At 65.5% G+C, this 20,342-nt stretch carries 21 protein-coding genes; 16 read left to right on the top strand and 5 right to left on the bottom strand.

From position 1 onward, the window contains the following. The first annotated feature begins 1 nt into the window (after position 1). The 12 genes from hrcA (at position 2) to ELEN_RS08190 (ending at position 11,758) form a co-directional block, all read left to right on the top strand. The gene (hrcA, locus tag ELEN_RS08245; protein WP_009608692.1) at positions 2 to 1,072 is read left to right on the top strand and encodes a heat-inducible transcriptional repressor HrcA; all 1,071 of its coding nucleotides are present in this window, start codon (positions 2 to 4) and stop codon (positions 1,070 to 1,072) included. Between the two features lie 57 nt (positions 1,073 to 1,129). Continuing rightward, positions 1,130 to 2,269 carry a molecular chaperone DnaJ gene (gene dnaJ / locus ELEN_RS08240; RefSeq protein WP_009608625.1) on the top strand — a complete coding sequence of 380 codons (1,140 nt, stop codon included), beginning with the start codon at positions 1,130 to 1,132 and terminating at the stop codon, positions 2,267 to 2,269. Between the two features lie 9 nt (positions 2,270 to 2,278). Continuing rightward, a complete protein-coding gene (locus ELEN_RS08235; protein ID WP_015760693.1) occupies positions 2,279 to 3,154 on the top strand; it encodes an RsmE family RNA methyltransferase in 876 nt (291 codons plus the stop codon). Beyond that, positions 3,151 to 4,383, top strand: coding sequence for a MiaB/RimO family radical SAM methylthiotransferase (locus tag ELEN_RS08230; protein ID WP_015760692.1), 1,233 nt, complete (start codon positions 3,151 to 3,153; stop codon positions 4,381 to 4,383). The genes ELEN_RS08235 and ELEN_RS08230 overlap by 4 nt, the downstream gene beginning before the upstream one ends. Positions 4,384 to 4,763: 380 nt before the next feature. Next, positions 4,764 to 5,900 carry a C39 family peptidase gene (locus ELEN_RS08225; protein WP_015760691.1) on the top strand — a complete coding sequence of 379 codons (1,137 nt, stop codon included), beginning with the start codon at positions 4,764 to 4,766 and terminating at the stop codon, positions 5,898 to 5,900. Between the two features lie 212 nt (positions 5,901 to 6,112). Continuing rightward, complete coding sequence (locus tag ELEN_RS08220) at positions 6,113 to 7,069, top strand: PhoH family protein (RefSeq protein WP_015760690.1); 957 nt, start codon at positions 6,113 to 6,115, stop codon at positions 7,067 to 7,069. Between the two features lie 6 nt (positions 7,070 to 7,075). Then, positions 7,076 to 7,537, top strand: coding sequence for an rRNA maturation RNase YbeY (gene ybeY, locus ELEN_RS08215; protein ID WP_009307055.1), 462 nt, complete (start codon positions 7,076 to 7,078; stop codon positions 7,535 to 7,537). 23 nt (positions 7,538 to 7,560) lie between these two features. Then, entirely contained in the window at positions 7,561 to 8,040 is a 480-nt protein-coding gene (locus ELEN_RS08210; protein ID WP_015760689.1) for a diacylglycerol kinase family protein, read from the top strand. Between the two features lie 27 nt (positions 8,041 to 8,067). Beyond that, positions 8,068 to 8,991, top strand: a complete 924-nt coding sequence (gene era / locus ELEN_RS08205; RefSeq protein WP_009608610.1) for a GTPase Era — start codon at positions 8,068 to 8,070, stop codon at positions 8,989 to 8,991. A gap of 195 nt (positions 8,992 to 9,186) precedes the next feature. Then, a complete protein-coding gene (locus tag ELEN_RS08200; RefSeq protein WP_015760688.1) occupies positions 9,187 to 10,692 on the top strand; it encodes a PASTA domain-containing protein in 1,506 nt (501 codons plus the stop codon). Beyond that, complete coding sequence (gene recO, locus ELEN_RS08195) at positions 10,656 to 11,468, top strand: DNA repair protein RecO (RefSeq protein ID WP_156996276.1); 813 nt, start codon at positions 10,656 to 10,658, stop codon at positions 11,466 to 11,468. The genes ELEN_RS08200 and recO overlap by 37 nt, the downstream gene beginning before the upstream one ends. Beyond that, positions 11,399 to 11,758, top strand: a complete 360-nt coding sequence (locus tag ELEN_RS08190) for a TIGR03905 family TSCPD domain-containing protein (protein WP_465038239.1) — start codon at positions 11,399 to 11,401, stop codon at positions 11,756 to 11,758. The genes recO and ELEN_RS08190 overlap by 70 nt, the downstream gene beginning before the upstream one ends. Here ELEN_RS08190 and ELEN_RS08185 read toward each other — a convergent pair. From ELEN_RS08185 to ELEN_RS08165, 5 genes are all read right to left on the bottom strand, one after another. Next, the gene (locus tag ELEN_RS08185) at positions 11,743 to 12,525 is read right to left on the bottom strand and encodes a C39 family peptidase (protein ID WP_015760686.1); all 783 of its coding nucleotides are present in this window, start codon (positions 12,523 to 12,525) and stop codon (positions 11,743 to 11,745) included. The genes ELEN_RS08190 and ELEN_RS08185 overlap by 16 nt on opposite strands. Before the next feature lie 269 nt (positions 12,526 to 12,794). Further along, entirely contained in the window at positions 12,795 to 13,049 is a 255-nt protein-coding gene (locus tag ELEN_RS16690) for a type II toxin-antitoxin system RelE family toxin (protein WP_015760685.1), read from the bottom strand. A gap of 18 nt (positions 13,050 to 13,067) precedes the next feature. Then, the gene (gene relB, locus ELEN_RS08175; protein ID WP_015760684.1) at positions 13,068 to 13,295 is read right to left on the bottom strand and encodes a type II toxin-antitoxin system RelB family antitoxin; all 228 of its coding nucleotides are present in this window, start codon (positions 13,293 to 13,295) and stop codon (positions 13,068 to 13,070) included. 134 nt (positions 13,296 to 13,429) lie between these two features. Beyond that, on the bottom strand, positions 13,430 to 14,533 hold the full coding sequence (locus tag ELEN_RS15745) for a 3'-5' exonuclease (RefSeq protein WP_015760683.1): 1,104 nt from the start codon (positions 14,531 to 14,533) through the stop codon (positions 13,430 to 13,432). 25 nt (positions 14,534 to 14,558) lie between these two features. Further along, positions 14,559 to 15,236, bottom strand: a complete 678-nt coding sequence (locus ELEN_RS08165) for a leucine-rich repeat domain-containing protein (RefSeq protein WP_015760682.1) — start codon at positions 15,234 to 15,236, stop codon at positions 14,559 to 14,561. Positions 15,237 to 15,500: 264 nt separating this feature from the next. Here ELEN_RS08165 and ELEN_RS08160 point away from each other — a divergent pair, with 264 nt between their 5' ends. From ELEN_RS08160 to ELEN_RS08145, 4 genes are all read left to right on the top strand, one after another. Then, positions 15,501 to 16,199, top strand: a complete 699-nt coding sequence (locus ELEN_RS08160) for a response regulator transcription factor (protein WP_015760681.1) — start codon at positions 15,501 to 15,503, stop codon at positions 16,197 to 16,199. Between the two features lie 12 nt (positions 16,200 to 16,211). Continuing rightward, complete coding sequence (locus tag ELEN_RS08155) at positions 16,212 to 17,366, top strand: sensor histidine kinase (RefSeq protein ID WP_015760680.1); 1,155 nt, start codon at positions 16,212 to 16,214, stop codon at positions 17,364 to 17,366. A gap of 282 nt (positions 17,367 to 17,648) precedes the next feature. Further along, positions 17,649 to 17,936: a 30S ribosomal protein S15 gene (gene rpsO, locus ELEN_RS08150; protein ID WP_009307039.1), complete on the top strand. Its 288-nt coding sequence runs from the start codon at positions 17,649 to 17,651 to the stop codon at positions 17,934 to 17,936. A 153-nt stretch (positions 17,937 to 18,089) separates the two neighbouring features. Next, the gene (locus ELEN_RS08145) at positions 18,090 to 20,315 is read left to right on the top strand and encodes a polyribonucleotide nucleotidyltransferase (protein WP_015760679.1); all 2,226 of its coding nucleotides are present in this window, start codon (positions 18,090 to 18,092) and stop codon (positions 20,313 to 20,315) included. Positions 20,316 to 20,342: the final 27 nt, after the last annotated feature.

Genomic DNA, 20,342 nt, shown 5'->3' with positions numbered 1-20,342 from the left:
TATGATGCGTTACTATGGTTCAGGTAAGCCGACTGGCGAGAGAGGTAGGTGGAGGAGCGTGCTTTCGGATCGAAGGCAACGGGTGCTGAGCGCCCTCATCGAAGAATACGTCGCGCGCGCCCTACCCGTGGGGTCGCGCACGTTGACGGAGCGCTACCAGTTGGGCGTCAGCCCGGCCACGGTGCGCAACGAGCTGTCCGTCCTCGAGGACGGCGGCTACATCACGCAGCCGCACACGTCCGCCGGGCGCATTCCGACCGACTTCGGCTACCGTGCGTTCGTCGACAACCTGCTGGCGTCCGATCTTGCCGGCGACGACGAGCGCTACCGGCCTGTGGTGGACCAGCTGCGCCGCAGCGCAAGCGAGCTGGACGCGCTCCTGGAGCAGACGTCGTCGGCTCTCACGCGCCTTACCGACTGCCTGTCCATCGTGCTGGCTCCGTCGGTGCTGAACCTGCACATCAAGCAGCTGTCCCTCATCTCGCTGTCGCCGTACCGCGCCCTCGTGGTGTTGGTCACCGAGGACGGCCAGGTGTTCAACCGCCAGATGGACTTCGCCGAGGAGGTGTCGCCCGACGAGCTGGCGCGCGTGCAGCGCTTCCTCGCCGAGGTGATGGGCGGCAAGTCGCTTCAGGAGATCGAGGACGGCCTGGGCGAGGGCATGGCGGAGGCGTTCCGCGACCCGCTCGTGCGCATGGCGCTGGACGAAGTGCTGTCGTGTTTGCAGGAAGGCGACGCGTCGCGCACGCATCGCCTCGGCGTGAGCTCGCTTCTGACGAAGCCCGAGTTCAGCCAGTCCCAGGCGCTGCTGCCCGTCATGCAGGTGCTCGAGGACGACACGGTGCTGCTGCAAATCCTCGACGATGCCGCCCGGCAGGGCTCGGGCGCGCCCAGCGTGCGCATCGGACGCGAGAACGACGCGGCTGCGCTAGCGGGCGTGTCGGTGGTGGCCAGCCGCTACGGGCGAGGCGCGTCGGCGGGGGTCGTCGCCGTGGTGGGTCCCACGCGCATGGATTATTCCAAGGTTATACAGGCGGTGCGCATCGCGAGCGCGGCGCTGGAGGACGTGTAAACGACATGGGAGGCGGCGCGTCCTGCGCCGTCTATGAGGAAAGGTAACGAGCGTACAATGGCGAAGGATCTGTACGAAGTTCTGGGCGTGTCCCGCGAGGCGACCGAAGACGAGATCAAGAAGGCGTTCCGTCGGCGCGCGCGCGAGCTTCACCCGGACGTGAACAAGGCGCCCGATGCCGAGGACCAGTTCAAAGAGCTGAACGAGGCCTACGACGTGCTGTCCGACGCGCAGAAGCGCAGCGCATACGATCGCTTCGGCACGGTTCCCGGCGCGGCCGGCGGCGGCAGCCCCTACGGAGGCGGCGGCTACGTCGACTTCGAGGACCTGTTCGGCGGCGGGTTCGGCATGGGCGACATCTTCAGCTCCTTCTTCGGCGGGCAGGCCGCCGGCCGCGCGCCTATGCGCAAGGAAGGCCGTGACATGGGCGTGGGCCTGCGCCTGACGCTGGAGGAAGTGGCCGCGGGCGCCAAGAAGGAGATCGTGTACGATCGCCTGGCGCCGTGCCCCGACTGCGAAGGGTCGGGCCTCGGCCCCGACGGTCGCGAGATCACCTGCCCCGATTGCCACGGCCAGGGCCGCGTGGTCACCATCCAGCACACCTTCCTCGGCGACATGCAGACGGCCACCACGTGCAAGACCTGCGGCGGCACCGGCCACACCATCGAGAACCCGTGCCCCGAGTGCGAGGGGCAGGGCCGCGTGCCCGACCGCCAGCGCGTCACCGTCGAGGTGCCCGTGGGCATTCGCGACGCCCAGCAGCTGCGCCTGTCCGGTTTCGGCGAGGCCGGCATGCACGGCGCCCGCCCGGGCGACCTCATCGTCACGTGCCGCATCCAGCCGCACGAGTTCTTCGAGCGCGACGGCGACAACCTGCATGCGCGCGCGAACGTTTCCATCGTGCAGGCCACCCTCGGCGCCGAGATCGAGATCGACGGCATCTTCGAGGACGAGAAGGTGCAGGTGCGCATTCCCGAAGGCTGCCAGAACGAGCAGGTGGTTCGCGTGAAGGGCTTCGGCATGCCGAAGTTCCGCAGCGAGTCGCGCGGCGACATGTACGTGCACGTGAACGTCGTGGTGCCCAAGAAGGTGACGAAGAAGCAGCGCGAGCTGCTGGAGAAGCTGGCCGAGGAGCTGGGCGAGGACGTGGCCGACGAGCGCACCCCGCTTCAGAAGCTCCGCGACGCGTTCAACTAGCGGGTCGCCATGTCCCTGCAGCATTTCTACCTGCACGACCAGGTGCTTGCCGACGAGGGGGCGCCGACTTTCCCGCTGCGTTTGTCGCCGGACGACGCGAAGCACGCCCGCGTGCTGCGGCTTGCGCCGGGCGAGCATATCGCGGTGGTGGACGCCGCGCAGGACTACTTCGAGTGCGAGATCGCCGCTTTCGACGATGCGGTCCCGGTGGTGCGCATCGCGCAGCGCCTCGACGACGAGGAGCGCCCCCTCGTGATGCTCGTGCAGGGCCTGGCCAAGGGCGACAAGATGGAGACGGTGATCCGCCACGCCACCGAGCTGGGCGTTTCGGCGTTCGTTCCGATGTCGTGCGAGCGCTCCATCGTGAGGCTCGATGCGAGGAAGGCCGCGGCGAGGACGCAGCGATGGCGCGCCATCGCGAAGAGCGCGGCCATGCAGTCCGGCCAGCGCGCGTGTCCCGAGGTGGGCGAGCCGATGGCGCTGGCGGATGTGTGCGCCTCCTTGGCGCACGCCACCGCCGTGCTGGTGTGCTGGGAGGAGGCGCTGCTGGACGCGCGCATCGAGAAGGCGCTCGAGCGCGGCCTCCGGCTCGACCGCGCGCTTCCCGAGAACGCGCGCATCGCCGTGGTGGTGGGCCCCGAAGGGGGCCTTTCGCGAAGCGAGGCGGACGCGCTCCTGGCCTGCAACCCGCGTGCGTCGCTCGTGTCGCTGGGCTCGTCCATCCTGCGAACCGAGACGGCCGGCATCGTGGCTCCCGCGCTCGTCCTGCACGAGCTGGGCCGCATGATGCACGACGCGCGCGAAGCGCAGGAACGCACGTCCGCCCATGTCGAAAGCCGTCGCGAGGAAGCCGGGGACGCGTGCGAGGCAGGCGGGCAATCGTGAATTTCGCCGTCGTCAACCTGGGATGCAAGGTGAACCGCGTGGAGTCGGACGATGCGGCGGCGCGCCTCGCCCTGCGCGGTGTCGAGACGTCCGAAGCGTCCGCCGACCTCATCGTGGTGAACACGTGCACGGTCACGGGGGAGGCCGAGAAGAAGACCCGCAAGGCCGTGCGCCGCGCCCTGCGCGCGAACGACCATGCCCGCGTGCTGGTCACCGGCTGCGCCGCCGCCATCGACGCCGCGTTCTACGAGGCGCTCGACGAGCGCGTGAGCGTGGTGGGGAAGGCCCAGCTGGCGCAGGCCATCGATGCCCTGTTCGACGAGGCGCCCTTTTCTCCCGGCGAGGACGCGCCCCTCCATATCGGATCCGGCTTCCGCACGCGCGTGGGCGTGAAGGTGCAGGACGGCTGCGACAACGCGTGCACGTACTGCATCGTGCACGTGGCACGCGGGCGCGCGACCAGCCGTCCGGCCGACGACGTCGTGCGCGAGTGCGCGTCCTATGCCCGCGCCGGCGCGCGGGAGATCGTGCTCACGGGTATAAACCTGGGGTCGTACTGCGACGGAGGACGGCGCGACCCCTCCGCGATCAGGCTGGCCGCTCTGCTGCGACGCCTGCTCGACGAGACGGCCGACCTGCACGCGCCCGGCGAGGCCCCGGCGCGCTTCCGCGTGTCCAGTATCGAGCCGCGCGATGTGGACGATGCGCTCATCGACCTTCTGGCTTCGGCGGACGGCCGCGTCTGCCGTCATCTGCACCTGCCGTTGCAGGCGGGAAGCTCGAAGGTGCTGCGCGAGATGGCGCGCCCCTACGACGCGGAGCGTTTCGTCGCGCTCGTGGAGCGGCTCTACCGCCGGATCCCGCAGCTGGCGCTGTCCACCGACATCATCGCCGGCTTCCCCGGCGAGACCGATGCCGAGTTCCAGGAGACGCTCGACGTGGCGCGCGCCTGCCGCTTCGCGAAGATCCACGCGTTCCCGTACTCGCCGCGCATCGGGACGCCCGCCGCCGAGCGCGCCGACCAAGTGCCGCCCGCCGTCAAGGAAGCCCGCGCCGCCATGCTGCGCGCGCTGGGCGACGAGCTGCGCGCATCCGAGCGCGCCCGCCGCGCCGGAACCGTCGAGCTCGCCTTGGTGGAGGAGGGCGGCGTCGCCATGACGGAGAGCTACTTCGAGGTGCCCGCCCCCGCCGGCGCCGCCCCGGGCGCGCTGGTCGAGGTGACGCTGTAGTCGGTCGCGCATCGCCCCCGAACCGGCGCGCCAAGAGCGGGCGAGCGGCCTGTTTGCGCGAAGGATCGCCATGGGCGCGCGATGCTCAGAACGGGCTGCGTCAATCTTGGTTTAACGGCGGGGCAGTCGTTTTCCGGCACGGGAAGCTCTTCACGGAGAGCGCGTATTGGAACAGGTCGCGTATGCTCACCCCGAGTCCTCGGGCAATTTCGGAGAGCGCGTCGATGTTCGGGTTTTCGTATCTGCCATGATGGCAGCCTCTCTTGTTTTCTGAACCCCTGCGGCTGCTGGCCCTTTCTTGAATGAGGCGATTCGAAATGCCTCTGTTTTCCGATAGGCTGTATACTAGTCAGAATAGCGATTTAAAACGGGAGGCGCGAATGGGCGACGACGAGGCGCGCGAGCGGGCGCGCAGGAGGCTCGAGGAGCGCAAGGCGCGCATGCGCGGGGAAGCGCCCACCGGCCGCGATACGCACGGCGTGCATGACGCGCGCGAGCCGATAAGCTCGGGTCGTCTCCGTTCGAGCCGTCCTGGAACGGGCAATCGGCACTCATGGGAGGCGCACGGCTCGGAGCTCCTGTTCGCCTTCTCCGAGGCTGCGACGAACCTCGTGCGCGCCGTCGGTCCCAAGCGCCTCGCGATCGCGGCGGCCGCGATCGTGCTGGTCGTCGTGCTTGTCGCGGGCGTTCGCGGCTGCATGGCCGCCGGCGCTGCGACGCAGGCGCCGGACGAGGCTGACCGGGCTCCCGTCCAGCAGCAGACGCAGCGCGATCCTATCGACGAGGCCAAGCTCAAGGCCGTGCTCGGCGACGATTTGGCCGCCCAGCTCGTCCAAGCGGCTTCGGCGAGCGACGACGCGGCATGGATCGCCGCCCATCCGGACGCCTACGCCGTGGACGGCGAAGCGGTGCAGCGCAAGCTGCTCAAGCTGGCCGCCGTCGAGCCCGAGGCCGTGCCCTTCGTGCGCACGTTTCCCGACGCCTATCCGGCCGAGAGCGCCCTCGGTACGGACGACCCCGCCTCAGGCGAGGTGCCGCGTCTCTACCAGTGGGATCAGCGCTGGGGCTCCACCGTGTACAGCTCCACGACGTTCGCGCTGACGGGATGCTGCCCCACGTCGCTTTCCATGGTGTACCAGGGCCTCACCGGCAAGGGCGATCTGTCGCCCTACGATATGGGGAAACGTGCGAGCGACGGCGGCTTTGAGACGGCGTTCGACGGCACCGACTCCTCGTTCCTCGTGAGCGAGGCAGCCTCGCTCGGCCTTTCCTGCGAGGCGCTCTCGGTCGATGCGGGCAGCGTGCGCGCGGCGCTCGAAGGCGGCGCCGTGCTCGTCTGCAACGTCGGCCCTGGAGACTTCACCGACAACGGCCACTTCTTCGTCGTCACCGGCATCGACGGCGACGGGAACCTGCGCATCAACGATCCGTACTCGGCCGAGCGCTCGAACAGAGCCTGGAACGTGGACACGGTGCTCGGCCAGACGAAGGCGCTGTGGGCCTACCGGCTGGCCTGAGGACGCGGGTGCGCGTGCGGGCAATGCGTCTTCGCCCGTAACACACGGAAAACGACCCTGAGGCGTGTTTTCGGAGCGAAGATGCGAGGCGGGAGCGGCGCGACCTCGAACCGCCTCGCCGTTCCCGGCAGATCTTGATCACCTGCACTATATTCCCTTGTCGGTTCGATGACATCGAAGCGCGCGCCGGCCGTGCGTGGTACAATGCCCCCATGACTGACCAAACCCAAATCACCCTCACGGCCCCCCGAAGCGTGAACATGGCGCTCATCGTCGGCCCTGCGGACGAGATCCTCCATGTCGTGCAGGATGCGTTCGCCTCGCGGATCACGGTTCGCGGCGACACGGTCGAGCTCGTCGGCGATCCGCTGGAGGTGCAGTCGCTCACGGCGCTGTTCTCGGATCTCATCAAGCTCGTGGAAGGCGGCGGCGAGCCTACGCTCGAGTACGTGCGGCACGCCATCGACCTGTTGCGCACGGCCGAGTTCAGCCCGCAGGCGCTGCGCGAGGACATCCTGCTCACGTACCGCGGCCGGGCCATCCGTCCGAAGACGGCGGGCCAGAAGCGCTACGTCGACGCCATCCGCGAGCATACCATCACGTTTGGCATCGGGCCCGCGGGCACCGGCAAGACGTACCTCGCCATGGCCATGGCCGTGGCTGCGCTCAAGCGCAAGGAGGTCGGCCGCATCATCCTCACGCGCCCCGTGGTGGAAGCGGGGGAGAGCCTGGGCTTTCTGCCCGGAACCCTCACCGAGAAGGTGGATCCCTACATCCGCCCGCTTTACGACGCTCTGTTCGACATGACCGACATGGAGCGCGCCACGCAGCTCGTCGAGAGCGGCGTCATCGAGATCGCCCCGCTCGCGTTCATGCGCGGGCGCACCCTGAACGACAGCTTCATCATCCTCGACGAGGCGCAGAACACCACGCCTGAGCAGATGAAGATGTTCCTCACGCGCCTGGGCTTCGGCTCGAAGATGGTGGTCACGGGCGACGTGACCCAGCTCGACCTGCCGCGCGGCGTCTCGGGCCTCAAAGGCGTGCGGGCCATCCTCGAGGACATCGACGATATCGCGTTCTGCGATTTCACCGGCAAGGACGTGGTTCGGCATTCCCTGGTGGCCGCCATCGTCTCGGCCTACGATCAGGCAAGCAGAAAGGCTTGAGGTATCATGGATATCCAGATCAACTACGACTACCGCAAAGAAGACCTCGAGAAGCTGCCGCTGCACGAGCTGACCCAGTTCGTGCTGGCGCGCGAGGACAAGCCCTTCAACACCGAGGTGTCCATCAGCTTCGTCACCGACGAGGCTATCGCCGAGCTCAACGAGCGCTACCGCCACAAGGAGGGCCCTACCGACGTGCTGTCCTTCGAGTGCGACGGCGTGGACGACGACCTGTCGGCTATGACGCTGGCGGAGGATCCCGTCTACGAACTGGGCGACGTGGTGATCGCCCCCGACGTGGCCAGCCGCCAGACGCGCGAGTTCGGCACCACGTTCGAGGAGGAGATCAGCTTGCTGCTCGTCCATGGCCTTCTGCACCTGTGCGGCTACGATCACATCGAAGATGACGAAGCCGAGGTCATGGAGAAGCGCGAGGCCGAGATCCTCGAAGCCTGGTCCAAGCGCTGAGATCGGGGGAGGGGCTGGATTGCATGAACGCGACTGACGCCATGGGCGAAGGCGAACGCACGGAGGGGAAGCCGTCGCCGGAGGACGGTGCGGCGGACGGCGTGAGGTTCGTCCGCAACCGTGCTGGCAAGGATTCGCGCGCCCGGTTCTCGCTCGGACGCGCGTTCTCGTGCGCATGGGAAGGCGTCGTCTACACTGCGCGCACGCAACGCAACATGAAGATACATTTCGCGGTGGGCGCCGCGGCAGTGCTGCTCGGCGCCGCGCTCGGCATCGACGCGGCGTCGTGGGCGGCCATCGTCATCTGCATCGTGCTCGTGCTGGCCGCCGAATGCCTGAACACGGCCGTCGAATCGGTGGTCGACCTCGTGTCGCCCGACTACGCCGAGCTCGCCAAGCACGCGAAAGACTGCGCCGCCGGCGCAGTGCTCGTGTGCGCGCTGGGCGCGGTGGCGGTAGCCGCCGCCGTGTTCGTCCCGCGCCTTGCGGCGCTGTTCGTCTAACGCATCGGAAACATCGGAAGGCTTTTCATGGACAACATCTATCCCGCAGTCGGCGATTCGTTCAAGTCAGGGTTCGTCACGCTGGTCGGGCGCCCGAATGCGGGCAAGTCCACGCTGATCAACGCCATTATGGGCAAGAAGATCGCCATCACGTCGAACACGGCGCAGACTACGCGCCATCGCTTTCGCGCGGTGCTCACGCGCGAGGGCTTCCAGCTCATCCTCGTGGACACGCCGGGCCTGCACAAGCCGCACGACGCCCTCGGCGAGGAGCTGAACACGTCGGCACTCAAGGCGCTCGAGGACGTGGACGTGGTCGCCTTCCTCGTGGACGCGTCGAAGCCGGTCGGCACGGGCGACGAGTGGGTGGCCGCTCAGCTCAAGCGCGCGCGCTCGAAGAAGATCCTCGTGCTGTCGAAGATCGACCTCGTGGACGGCGAGCAGCTGGATCGCCAGCGCTTCGCCGCAGCCCAGCTGGGCGATTGGGACGCCGTGGTGGAATTGTCGAGCCAGACGGGCGAGCATGTGCAGGATTTCGTCGACGAGGTGGTGGCGCTGCTGCCGCCGGGTCCGGCGTGGTTCCCGACCGATATGGAGACCGACCAGCCCATCGAGGTGGTGGTGGCCGAGTTCATCCGCGAGAAGATCCTGCGTTCGTTCCACGACGAGGTGCCCCATGCCATCGGCGTGCGCGTGGAGGAGATGGAGTACGATCGCAAGAAGGATCTCTACCGCATCTTCGCCATCGTGTACGTGGAGCGCGACAGCCAGAAGGGCATCATCATCGGGAAGAAGGGCGCGGCCATCAAGCAGATCGGCACCGAGGCGCGCCAGGACCTCGAGCAGCTGCTGGGCTGCCGCGTGTTCTTGGACCTGTCGGTGAAGGTGAAGAAGAACTGGCGCCGCGACGCGAACCAGATCCGCCGTTTCGGCTACGGCGAAGGGGCTTAAGGGCTCTGTCTGCCCGGCCGCCGGCGGCCGGAACGGCTCGGCGCTTATCGCCGATCGGCTGCGCCAACCTGGAAGCTCGCCTATTTTCTGCAGGTATTGTCACGAAGCGTGCAAACGGGGCGTTGTCCGGCTGCGCTCGGCCCGTTTTCGGCTACAATCGTCGTATGTGCCATTTGCGCGAGGGAGAAAGCCAGCATGATCTGTCCGAACTGTCAATCTGAGAACAAAGACGGCGCGAAATTCTGCAACGATTGCGGATTTCCCCTGACCGGCCGTATGGCGGCCGTCGCCGCGGCGTCCACGAGCGATGCGACGCTGCGCTCGATCGCGGCTGACGACGGCCCCGAGGATGCGCAGGCCGGCGAGTCCGATCCCGACTTCGAGGGCACGGCATCCGCCGTCGAACCCGAGTCCGCCGGGGAACTCGACGCTTCGGGTCCGCTCGATCGTTCGAGCATCCCCGCCATCGACGTGGCGGGCGTGAACGTCAACGAGAACGGCAACGCGTTCGACTTCGGCTCCATCGGAGACGACGAGGCCGCGCGCGCTGCCGACGATCTCACGCCGTTCGTGCCCCGTCGCCCCGACGAAGAGCCGATCTCCGGTCGCTCCGATTTCTCGGGCTTCGACGAATGCCTCGTCGATGCGGGCTACGTGCCCCCGAAGAAGTCGTGGGGGCCGGGCGATACCATGGAGATGCCGCGTATCGAGGGCCAGGCCGCGCCCAAGCAGAAGGAGTTCCGCGCACCTGATGCCAACCAGAGGAAGGGCGGCAAGGGCAAGATCGTGGCCATCGTGCTCGTATGTCTGCTGGCCGTCGGCGGGGCGGCCGCGGGCGTCACGTACTATCTGGAGCTATGGGGCGGCAAGATGCTGCCCGACGTCGTGGGCATGACCCAGTCCGACGCCGTCTACGTTTTGGAGTCCAAGGGCTTCGCCGTGCACGAGGAGAAGATCAAGTCCGACGACACCGAGGGCGTCGTGCTGCTCATGGATCCCGTCGCCGGCTCTCGCGAGGAGGAGGGCACCGAAGTCACCATCCATGTTTCGGAGGCGCGCACGATCCCCGACGTCGCGGGCAAACAGCGCGACGAAGCGGCGGCTCTGCTCGAGAAGGACGGGTTCGAGAAGGTTTCCTTCGTGACCGAGAAGTCGAACGAGCGTGAGGGCCTCGTGCTGGGGATAGCCCCCGAAGCGGGGTCGAAGGCCGCTGCCGGCACCGAGATCACCGTTACCGTTGCCGTCCCCTTCACCGTGCCCGACGTGAAGGGCAAGACGTGGGACGAGGCTTCCAAGATGCTGACCGACGAAGGGTACGAACCGGTGGCGAGCTACGTCTACGACGACAGCGTGCCTGCCGGTACCGTGCTCGGCACGACGCCCGAAACCGACGCGAAGGCCGACTCCGGCTCTACGGTCACCGTGTCGGTCGCCTTGTCGCGCGGCGCCGAGTTGGAGCAGGCGGCGCTGTCGTATCTCGGCGGTTTGCGCGATTCGGGCTCGACCGTCACGGTCGGCGGCACGGCCTATCTGGTAGAGTCGGTGGATGCCGTGAAGTACGAGGGAGGCGAGACCACGTCGTTCACCATCACGGGCAAGGCGGTGACCTCGCTCGACGGCGAAACCGTGTACGGCTCCTCCAAGCAGAAGAGCGGTGCCATCGTTTGGACGAGCGACAACGCCATCGCCAGTATCTCGTAGCGCGCGTGTCCCAGCCTACCTACGACGCGCGCGCCATCGTGCTGCGCAAGACGAAGCTCGGCGAGAGCGACCTCATCCTGGCGCTGCTCGCCGAGGACGGCTCGCAGATACGGGCCGTAGCGAAGGGCGCGCGTAAACCCGCCAGCTCGTTCGCGGCGCGCCTCGAGCTGTACTCGGTCGTCGACTTGCTCGTCGCGCGCGGGCGCAGCCTCGACATCGTGAAGGAAGCGCGGCTCGTCGAGAGCAACGAGCGTCTTCGCCGCGACATTGAGCACGCTGCCGGGGCTGCGCCCATTGCCGAACTGCTCGACCGCGTCACGCAGATGGGTCTGGAGAACCCGCGGTTGTTCGCGCTCACGCGCACGGCGCTGTCCAGCCTGGGTCGGGTCGATCCCGCGCAGGTGCCGGCCGTGTGCGCGGCGCACTTGCTCAAGACGCTTGCGTTCGCGGGGTTGCGCCCCAGCCTCGATGTGTGCGTCTCCTGCGGGCGCGACGTGGAGGCGGTTCCCGAAAGCGGACTCATGGCGCTCTCGTACCAGGAGGGCGGGGCGGTGTGCGCCGCATGCCGGTCGAGCGTGGAGACGGTGCTCGTCCCTGCCTCTACGGTCGCGTGGTGCCGGGCTCTGCTGAGCTCCACGTTCGCCGAGATCGAGATTCTCGAGGCGGATCCTTCCGCCGCGTTTTCCGTGCTGCGTTTCTGCCAGCAATGGGTGAGCGAGCACGTCGGGGCAAACTTGAAATCGTTGAACTTCCTGTTCACTTGCGGATTGTTCTGAAAGATGCGGGCGGGACCCGCGAAGAGGAGGAGAGAGGCATGTACCGTTACACCCCGCGCGGCGTATGCTCGCGCGCGATCGATATCGACCTCGACGGCGACAAGGTGGCGCGTGTTGAGTTCGTCGGCGGCTGCGACGGCAATTTGAAGGCGGTGTCGAAGCTCATCGAGGGCATGACGGTGGAGGACGTCGCCGCGGCGCTTGAGGGCAACACGTGCGGTCGGCGCGCAACTTCGTGCGCCGACCAGCTGGTGAAAGGGCTGCGCGAGGCGCGTCAAGCGGCCGTGTAGGCCCAGATCGCGCGGCATTGGCCGAGCACGGTGGCGAAGTCCCAAGCCTTTCCCGTGCGTTCAGGGCTGTTGGGGTCGCGCACGAGCAGGCGGCCCTGTTCGTCGATGCCTGCGAGCACGATGAAGTGGCCCGTGCTGGTGAAATCGCCCGGTCCCACGCTGCAAATGACGGGGGAGCCGGACAGGAGAGCGCGGCGAACGCTCTGCTCGTCTGCGGGCACTTCTTCGGCGACGAGGCCAAGCTCGGCCGCGCCTTCGGTCATGAACGTCCAGGCGGTGCCGTCGGGGGTCGCGCATCCGAGGCGCTCGGAGAACGCGCCCATGTCGGCCGGTGTCATGTCGGTGCGGCCGGTCAGCGCCACGTACGCCATGGCCATGCACGTAGGCCCGCAACCGGTGGTTCCGAAGTCGTCTTCTGCGTAGGTTCCGTCAGCCCATGCGGGATCGCGCTGGTACAGCGCGGGCACCTCGCCGGCCTTCCAGGCGCTTTTCGGCGTCGATTGCGGGCCTGTGGAGAGGGATCCGCTGGCCCGCGCGCCGTCGACGAGGCCCGTCAAGGTGCTCACCGCGTACCAGCAGGCACCTCCGAGGGCGATCAGCAGCGCCAGAACGACGGCGAGCTGCGGCAGCGATCGCGAAGGGATGCGCCGCACGTCGGATGCGGCGTGCGTGCGGCTTTCGGGAGCACAAGCGCGGCGTAGGGGCCGAGCGCGATAAACGGAGCGGTTCGGGCGAAGCCTTGCATCGAAGGAATTGGTGTACGGCACGGGGAGCCTCCTCGAAAGCGTTGGATACGGGGATAGCGAGGCGTCGCCCGGGACTGCGCCCCGGGCGATCTCCGGCAGCGCTCGCGGCTCGCCGTCCTCGCCGTCAAGTATCCCTCGGGCGCGCCCCTCCCGTCCCAGAAGAAACGTCAACCGATTGCTTAAGTTTTCCTGAAGTTCGACAGCCCCTGACCTGGGATTGCTCGGATGCAAGCACCCATGCGAAAGCAGCCATCTGACAAGATGGCTGCTTTCGCATGGGCATGAATCTGTTATAAGCCGCGGTATACGTCTCGACGATGTCCGATCTTGAATACCTCGATCGTTATCCGGCTACCGTCGACTGTGCCGAGAACACGATACGTTCCGGAACGCCAGCGCCAACCGTTCTTCACCCCTTGGAGCTTCTTCGCGTTGGGGAGCATGCAGGGGTTCTCGCATCCGTCAAGGCGCTCGATCAGTTCCGATACCAGCAGAAGGGTTTTGCGATCGAGGCTTTGCAGCTGCTTCGCCGCTCCGCTCGTCAACTCTACCGAATAGCCCAATCAAATCGCCAGACCGAGATCGGACTTGACCTTGCTCCAGGAAATACGCGTGCCATCGTCTTCTTCGATAGCTTGCGAAAGGTCCCGAGCGTCAAGTTCGTCCTCAAGGCGTTCGAGCGTCCACTGGCGCACTTGCGCGGAAAACGTGGAACCGTTCATCTCGGCAAACGCTGCAATCCATTCCTTCTCATTCGGCTCGAACCGAATAGCCGATGCCGTCATCGCCATAGAGACCTCCTTCCATGAGTTTACGTTGTCGACTCAGTATGTCGTAAAGCGTTTACGTTGTCAACGGTACTCGAGACCAAACGGGTACCGTATGCGTAGATGGCCGGTTCATGGAATTCTAGCCGGTGGGGGTGTTATCTTTCGCCGTATAGATCGCATTCTTCGATGACCTGCATAGGTACGCCTTTCGCTTGCCAGTCGAGCGCCTTCTTGACTTTACCGCCGTAGCTGCCGAGGGAATACGCCTCGCTGCCGCATCCTCCGATGACCACATAATCGCATGTTTTGGTGACGTTCTGCAGCACCTCACCGCCGCGCTCTTGAATGAATGCGGACACGTCGTCTTTGGTTCCGTGATTGAATGAGCCGGTCAGAACAAATTTTCTGTTGGCGAAATCCACGCTGTCTTCAATGCTGCTAGAGGGGTTTACGATGTGGGAGATGAGGTTGGCGAGCTCGTTTGATTCGGCTTCGTCGACCCATCCGTCAGCGATAGCGTTTTGAAGCAAAGCGACTATGGGCGAAAGCGCCGGATCGGACGTTAGTTCTTCGTGCAGCCCGAAGAACTCCAAGACTGCCTCGGCTTCGAACGTCGACACCTTTCCGTTGGACACGACTTCCCTTAGCAACGGTATAAGCCATTGCATGGCTTTGGTCTTGTCGGAGATGCTTCGGTATCGCCCCCCGCTTTTCTTGCAGCTTTTAGCGCCTGGCTCGTATGCTATGAAGCTCGGCATGCAGCCGGCCATCCCGACAAGTGTCCAGAATACGCGCATGCATGCCGTGGCATCGCTTTCGGCTTGATGATGTCTCTCCAGCTCGATGCCTAGAGCCTCGCATACGTGCGGAAGCTTCCCTCCGCCTATAAAGTCGATTTTCTTCGACATGTCAAGAGTGCATGCGTAGCTCATCTTGGGTGAGGGGATATCATATGAGACCAGTGTTTTGGTCAAGACGCTGAGATCGAACCGCGCGTTGTGTGCAACCACGCCGTCGACCGGGAAGAATGCGGACAAAGAGTCGTACCAAAGCTCCGGGAATGTCTTCGCGTTGCGGACGTCGACCGGGGCGATACCGTGTATGCGAACGTTGATGTCGTCGAAGCTCGATTCCGGGTTTACAAGATACGATTTCTTTTCTACGACAGTGCCGTCTTGGTCGGTGACGACGGCTCCTATCGAGCAAATACGATCGTTGCGTCTGTTCGGCGTCTCCACGTCGAAAAAGGTGTACAGCATCTTCCCTGTCCTTTACGAAGTTAACCTAGTCGATGAATTTCGTCGGTGAGGACAGCGCGGATTTCGAGAACGCCCCCTCGGCGATTACACAACCGTTGCATACCCGACACTCCGAGAGGCTCGAACACTCTCTAAACGCATGCTCTGCAATGGAGGAGAGTCTTTCGCAGGAAACCGACTGTAGCGAAGAGCAGCGATAGAACGCCCCTCGACCAATCGCTTTCAGATTGCTGAAGGTCACGCTGTCGAGGCTTTCGCAACCGGAAAACGCGCATTCGTCAACAAAGACTAAGGACTCGATTTTGCGTTTAGCAGAAGGGGATAGCTCGGGCGCTATCCGGCGTAAAGAAGAGCAGTTTTCGAAGGCTCCTTCTCCTACCGTCACGATTTCTTCGACCGCGACCTCCTCAAGGGCGCTGCATTCGTAAAATGCTCCAGCGTGTATATGCAGTACATGCGGCATGATGGCCCTTGTCAGGTTTTTGCATTTCCAAAACGCCGCTCCGGAAACGGAAACAACTCCCTCATCCACGATCAGTGTGGCGATTTCGTTTTTTATCGGATTCCACGGATTGTCGTCAAAGCCCCCCGACTCCTTGTTCTGGGTGAACCTCGGCATCTTTCCCGTTCCCGATATCCTGAGCGTTCCGTCGAATTGGTTGAATTCCCAGTTGATGGATGAGTCGAGAACGCTCTTTTTCATCCCTGTCTCCTTGCTCGCCCTATTTCGAACTGATTCAATCATAGTAACAGCCGTGAGAGGCGAATGGAATATCATGCGGCGCTTTTACGGCTGCGGTCCCGCCGTTTCGCTAAAGGGTCGGCGCGATACGCTTCATTGCTTAAGTTTTCCTTAATCTTGCCTCGTCAGGGGCGTGATCGCGCACGGGGCTTATACAATGGGAGAGACGGCGCGCCCGAGCGGGCGCGGACAGCCCGATGGGCAGCGGAGTGCGAGGAGGAACGCGTGGAATCGAAGATGCGCATCGCCGTATGCGACGACGAGCAGGCCATCGCCGATTTGGTGGGGCAGCTGCTTGTGGAGGCCGGGTTCGTCCCGACGGTGTTCTACGCAGCTCCCGATCTGCTGGCCTGTCAGGCGGACGATCCGTTCGACCTTGTCATCCTCGACATCATGATGCCCGGCATGGACGGGTTCGCGTGCTGTCGCGAGCTTCGGCGCACGAGCTCGGTTCCCATAATCTTCCTCACGGCGAAGGACGAGGAGGTCGACAAGGTGGTGGGCTTCGAGCTGGGTGCCGACGACTACGTGGTGAAGCCCTTCAAGCCGCGCGAGCTCGTGGCCCGCGTCCGCGCGCGCCTGCGCCGCGCTACCTCGAACGACGTCGCAAGGGAGGATGGGCCGGGTATGCTCGAATGCTGCGGCATCGCGCTCGACGAGAGCGCCTACACGGCCACGCTGCACGGCGAGGCGTTGAGCCTCACCCCGAAGGAGTTCGCCATCCTCGCCTGTCTCATGCGCGACCAGAGCCGGCCTGTGGCCTCGCGCGATCTGTTCGAGACCGTCTGGGGCGAGATCGCCAACGCCCAGAGCAACAACACGGTGATGGTGCACATCCGGCATCTGCGCAAGAAGCTGGCTGCCGTCGACTCGTCCCAGGAGTTCGTCGAGACCGTCTGGGGCGTCGGTTACAAGCTGGGCTAAAAGGAGGAAGACATGGAGGAACCCGTACGCTCGCAGGCGCGGCTCGACCAGACGAAGCGGCTCTCGAACGCCATCCTGCGTCGCACGGTGGTGAACGTCGTGCTGTTCATCGTCGTGTACCTCGTGCTGTTCGCCGGCTTCATGACCACGCTCGGATCGGCCGTGTCGAACTTCGTCTACGAGCTGCTTGGCTACGACTACGCGCTGCACACCCTTGCGTCGAACCTGTTCCTGGTCTTGACGGCTATCGGCTTCGTCGCGGGTATCGTGCTCGTGGTGCGCTCGGGCATCAACCGGGCGCTGCGCTACTTCGACCTCTTGCTCGATTCGGTGTCCGACATCCTGGCCAAAAGCGACGGCCCGGTCATGCTGCCCGGCGAGCTTGCGCCCACCGCTATGGCGCTCAACACCATCAAGGCGACGTCCGAGCAGAACGAACGCGCTGCGAAGGCCGCCGAGGATCGCAAGAACGAGCTGGTGGTGTATCTGGCGCATGATATCAAGACGCCGCTCACCTCCATCATCGGCTATCTTACGCTGCTCGAGGAGTCTCCGGACCTGCCGCTCGAGGTGCGTGAGCGCTACACGGGCATCACGTTGGACAAGGCCTACCGGCTCGAGGAGCTGCTCGACGAGTTCTTCGAGATCACGCGCTACAACCTGCAGACCATCCCCATCGAGCGTTCGCGCTTCGACGCCGCGCTGTTCGTGAACCAGGTGGTGGACGAGTTCTTCCCCCTGGCCGAGGGGCGGCGCCTGAACCTCGTGTACGAGGGCCCCGCCGAGCTGTCCGTGTTCGCCGACGCGGGGCGCGTGGCCCGCGTGCTGAACAACGTCATCAAGAACGCGGTGGCCTACGCCGACCCGGGCACGGACGTGAGGGTGCGCACGGGGCTCGTGACGGCCGCCGACGGCTTCGTGTGGTGGGAGCTCACGGTGAGCGACCAGGGACGCGAGCTGTCGCCGCAGCACCTCGAACGCATCTTCGAGAAGTTCTACCGCGCCGACGAGTCGCGCGGGTCGGCAGCGGGCGGCGCAGGGCTGGGGCTGGCCATCTCCCGTGAGATCGCCCGCGCCCACGGCGGCGACATCTACGCTTCGAGCGACGCGGGCCTCACGTCGTTCACCGTCTGGATCCCCCAGGGACCCAGTGTGGCGCGCTCCTGACGGAGGCCTTCTGCAGCATGCGTCTGTCCTGATGGGGGCGCGGCTTCGAAGCGTCGGCGCTTTGTGCGGAACCTGTGGGCGCCCCGCGTCCCGCTTGCCGCGCACCGTGCTTGCCGTTACAATAGGCGGGCTGCGAAAACGCAGGCACGTTCCGCTTGGTCCGCATGTTCACCGCATGCCTACCCAGAGGGACGCGCATACGACGCGTGCAGGCCCGGGCCGGGCAGGCGCGCAGGAGGCGGCGTCCGACGAGGGCGCTGCGAACGAAAGGTGGAATAGCACATGGCCAGCAAACTCAGCATCAGCAAAGAGCGCACTGCCGAGCTCGTCAAGGAATTCGGCAAGGGCGAAGGCGATTCGGGCAGTCCCGAAGTGCAGGTGGCGATCCTCACCGAGCGCATCCGCAACCTCACCGAGCATCTCAAGGTGCACAAGAAGGACAACCACACTCGTCGAGGCCTCATGATGCTCCTCGGTAAGCGTCGCGGTCTTCTGAAGTACATCAAGAACCGCAACATCGAGGAGTACCGTACGCTCATCAAGCAGCTCGGCATCCGCGACACCATCTAGCGTATGAAAGCCCGCCTTGGCGGGCTTTTACATAGAGGCGGTCGGAAGCGCAAGGGCGCATCCGCTCGCGGCGGCGGGGGAACGGTAAGTACCCCGCGCCGAAGAAGCTGGGCGGCACTAGGGTCGTTCAGGTGAAGAGAAAGAAAGCAGCATATGAAAAAAATCGTCGAATCCTTCGAACTGTACGGGAAGCAGTACCGTTTGGAGACAGGCGAGCTCGCCAAGCAGGCGACCGGCTCGGTCGTCGTCACGCAGGGCGACACGACGGTGCTCGTTACGGCCGTCATCTCGAAGGAGGAGAAGGACTACGACTTCTTCCCCCTCACGGTCGACTTCATCGAGAAGATGTACGCGGTCGGCCGCATCCCGGGAGGCTACCTCAAGCGCGAGGCGCGTCCTTCCGACAAGGGCACGCTGACGGCCCGCATGGTGGACCGTCCCATCCGTCCCGGCTTCGCCGACGGCTTCAAGCGCGAGGTGCACGTCGTGTGCACGACGCTCGTCGTCGACAGCATCAACCCGCCCGACACCATCTGCGTCATGGGCGCCAGCGCTGCCCTCATGCTGGGCGCGGCTCCCTTCGACGGCCCCGCCGCTTGCGTGCGCATCGGCCGCGACGTGGAGACGGGCGAGTTCATCGTGAACCCCACGTTCGAGGAATCCGAGAACTCGGATCTCGAGCTGACCATCGCCGGCACGGCCGACTACATCTCCATGGTGGAGGCCGGCGCCGACGAGATCTCCGAAGAGGACATGCTGGCCGCCATGACGTTCGGCCAGGAGGCCATCGCCGCGTTCTGCGAAGCCCAGCAGCGCTTCCTCGACCGTGCGAACATCGAGCCGGTCGAGTGGCCCGTCCACGTCGCCGACCCGGCCATCGCCGAGCGCGTCGCGCCGTTCATGGCCGAGATGTCCGCCGCGTTGCGCGATGCCGACAAGCTTTCGCGCATGGGCAAGGTGGAAGAGCTCAAGGCCCGCATCAAGGAGGAGCAGTTCTCCGATGAGGAGCGCGCCGCATGGAAGGGCGACATCGCCGCCGAGCTCAAGAAGCTCGAGAAGAAGGCCATGCGCGCGATGGTCATCGAGACGGGCGAGCGCGCCGACGGCCGTCGTCCCGAGGACATCCGCCCGCTGTACATCGTGCCGGGCTACCTGCCCCGCGTGCACGGCTCGGGCCTGTTCCAGCGCGGCCAGACGCAGGCGCTCTCCGTCTGCACGCTCGGCATGCTGAACGAATGGCAGCGCCTCGACACCATCGACCCCGCCGAGGGCAAGCGCTACATGCACCAGTACAACTTCCCGCCGTACTGCACGGGCGAGACCGGCCGCATGGGCGCTCCGAAGCGCCGCGAGATCGGCCACGGCGCGCTGGCCGAGCGCGCGCTGATCCCGGTGCTTCCCAGCGAAGACGAGTTCCCCTACGCCATCCGCGTGGTGTCCGAGGTCCTCGAGTCGAACGGCTCGTCGTCCATGGCCTCCACCTGCGGTTCGACGCTGGCTCTCATGGACGCGGGCGTGCCTATCAAGGCGCCTGTTTCGGGCATCGCCATGGGCCTCATCAAGGAGGGCGACGACGTGGTCATCCTCTCCGACATCCAGGGCATCGAGGACTTCCTCGGCGACATGGACTTCAAGGTGTGCGGCACGGCGAAGGGCATCACCGCCCTGCAGATGGACAACAAGGCCCGCGGCCTGTCGGTCGACATCCTCGCTCGTGCGCTCAAGCAGGCCAGCGAAGGTCGCGCCTACATCCTAGACGCCATGCTGGAGACCATCGCCGCGCCGCGCGAGGAGCTCTCCGAGTTCGCACCGCGCATCGAGACCATCCACATCCCGGTGGACAAGATCCGCGACGTCATCGGCTCGGGCGGCAAGGTCGTCCGCGGCATCCAGGAGGAGACGGGCGCCAGCATCAACATCGAGGAGGACGGCACCATCCACATCGCCGCCATCGAGGGCCCGGCCGGCGATGCCGCGAAGGCCATGATTCTCGGCATCGTCAAGGAGCCCGAGGTGGGCGAGACGTTCGACGGTGAGGTCGTTGGCATCAAGGACTTCGGCGCGTTCGTCAAGCTGACGCCGGGCAAGGACGGCCTGCTGCACATCTCCCGCGTTGCCAACGGCCGCGTCGGCAAGGTCGAGGACGTGCTGAACCTCGGCGACATCATCAAAGTCGAGGTGCTCGAGGTGGACCCGAAGACGGGCAAGATATCGCTCGACCGCCTCGACAAGCCGGACGCCCCCGAAAGCAGCGCTTCCAACGGCGAGCGTCGCGAGCGCGGCGATCGCAACGGCGGCCGCGACAATCGTCCGGGTCGCAGCGGACGCGAGGGCAACGGAGGCGGCAACCGCACGCCGCGCCGCCGTCACGACGCGTAAGCGGTTTTGATTCGAGCGAAGGGGCCG

The organism is Eggerthella lenta DSM 2243, assembly GCF_000024265.1.
GTDB classification, from domain to species: Bacteria; Actinomycetota; Coriobacteriia; order Coriobacteriales; family Eggerthellaceae; genus Eggerthella; species Eggerthella lenta.
The sequence above is the reverse complement of the archived record's forward strand: the minus strand, read 5'-3'. Positions and strand labels throughout refer to the sequence as shown.

What these genes read in the sequence shown, in the direction of transcription:
- hrcA (WP_009608692.1), top strand. Translation starts at nt 2, where the DNA reads ATGATGCGTTACTATGGTTCAGGTAAGCCGACTGGCGAGAGAGGTAGG.
- dnaJ (WP_009608625.1), top strand. Translation starts at nt 1,130, where the DNA reads ATGGCGAAGGATCTGTACGAAGTTCTGGGCGTGTCCCGCGAGGCGACC.
- ELEN_RS08235 (WP_015760693.1), top strand. Translation starts at nt 2,279, where the DNA reads ATGTCCCTGCAGCATTTCTACCTGCACGACCAGGTGCTTGCCGACGAG.
- ELEN_RS08225 (WP_015760691.1), top strand. Translation starts at nt 4,764, where the DNA reads ATGGGCGACGACGAGGCGCGCGAGCGGGCGCGCAGGAGGCTCGAGGAG.
- ELEN_RS08220 (WP_015760690.1), top strand. Translation starts at nt 6,113, where the DNA reads ATGACTGACCAAACCCAAATCACCCTCACGGCCCCCCGAAGCGTGAAC.
- ybeY (WP_009307055.1), top strand. Translation starts at nt 7,076, where the DNA reads ATGGATATCCAGATCAACTACGACTACCGCAAAGAAGACCTCGAGAAG.
- ELEN_RS08210 (WP_015760689.1), top strand. Translation starts at nt 7,561, where the DNA reads ATGAACGCGACTGACGCCATGGGCGAAGGCGAACGCACGGAGGGGAAG.
- era (WP_009608610.1), top strand. Translation starts at nt 8,068, where the DNA reads ATGGACAACATCTATCCCGCAGTCGGCGATTCGTTCAAGTCAGGGTTC.
- ELEN_RS08200 (WP_015760688.1), top strand. Translation starts at nt 9,187, where the DNA reads ATGATCTGTCCGAACTGTCAATCTGAGAACAAAGACGGCGCGAAATTC.
- ELEN_RS08190 (WP_465038239.1), top strand. Translation starts at nt 11,399, where the DNA reads ATGGGTGAGCGAGCACGTCGGGGCAAACTTGAAATCGTTGAACTTCCT.
- relB (WP_015760684.1), bottom strand. Translation starts at nt 13,295, where the DNA reads ATGGCGATGACGGCATCGGCTATTCGGTTCGAGCCGAATGAGAAGGAA.
- ELEN_RS15745 (WP_015760683.1), bottom strand. Translation starts at nt 14,533, where the DNA reads ATGCTGTACACCTTTTTCGACGTGGAGACGCCGAACAGACGCAACGAT.
- ELEN_RS08165 (WP_015760682.1), bottom strand. Translation starts at nt 15,236, where the DNA reads ATGAAAAAGAGCGTTCTCGACTCATCCATCAACTGGGAATTCAACCAA.
- ELEN_RS08155 (WP_015760680.1), top strand. Translation starts at nt 16,212, where the DNA reads ATGGAGGAACCCGTACGCTCGCAGGCGCGGCTCGACCAGACGAAGCGG.
- rpsO (WP_009307039.1), top strand. Translation starts at nt 17,649, where the DNA reads ATGGCCAGCAAACTCAGCATCAGCAAAGAGCGCACTGCCGAGCTCGTC.
- ELEN_RS08145 (WP_015760679.1), top strand. Translation starts at nt 18,090, where the DNA reads ATGAAAAAAATCGTCGAATCCTTCGAACTGTACGGGAAGCAGTACCGT.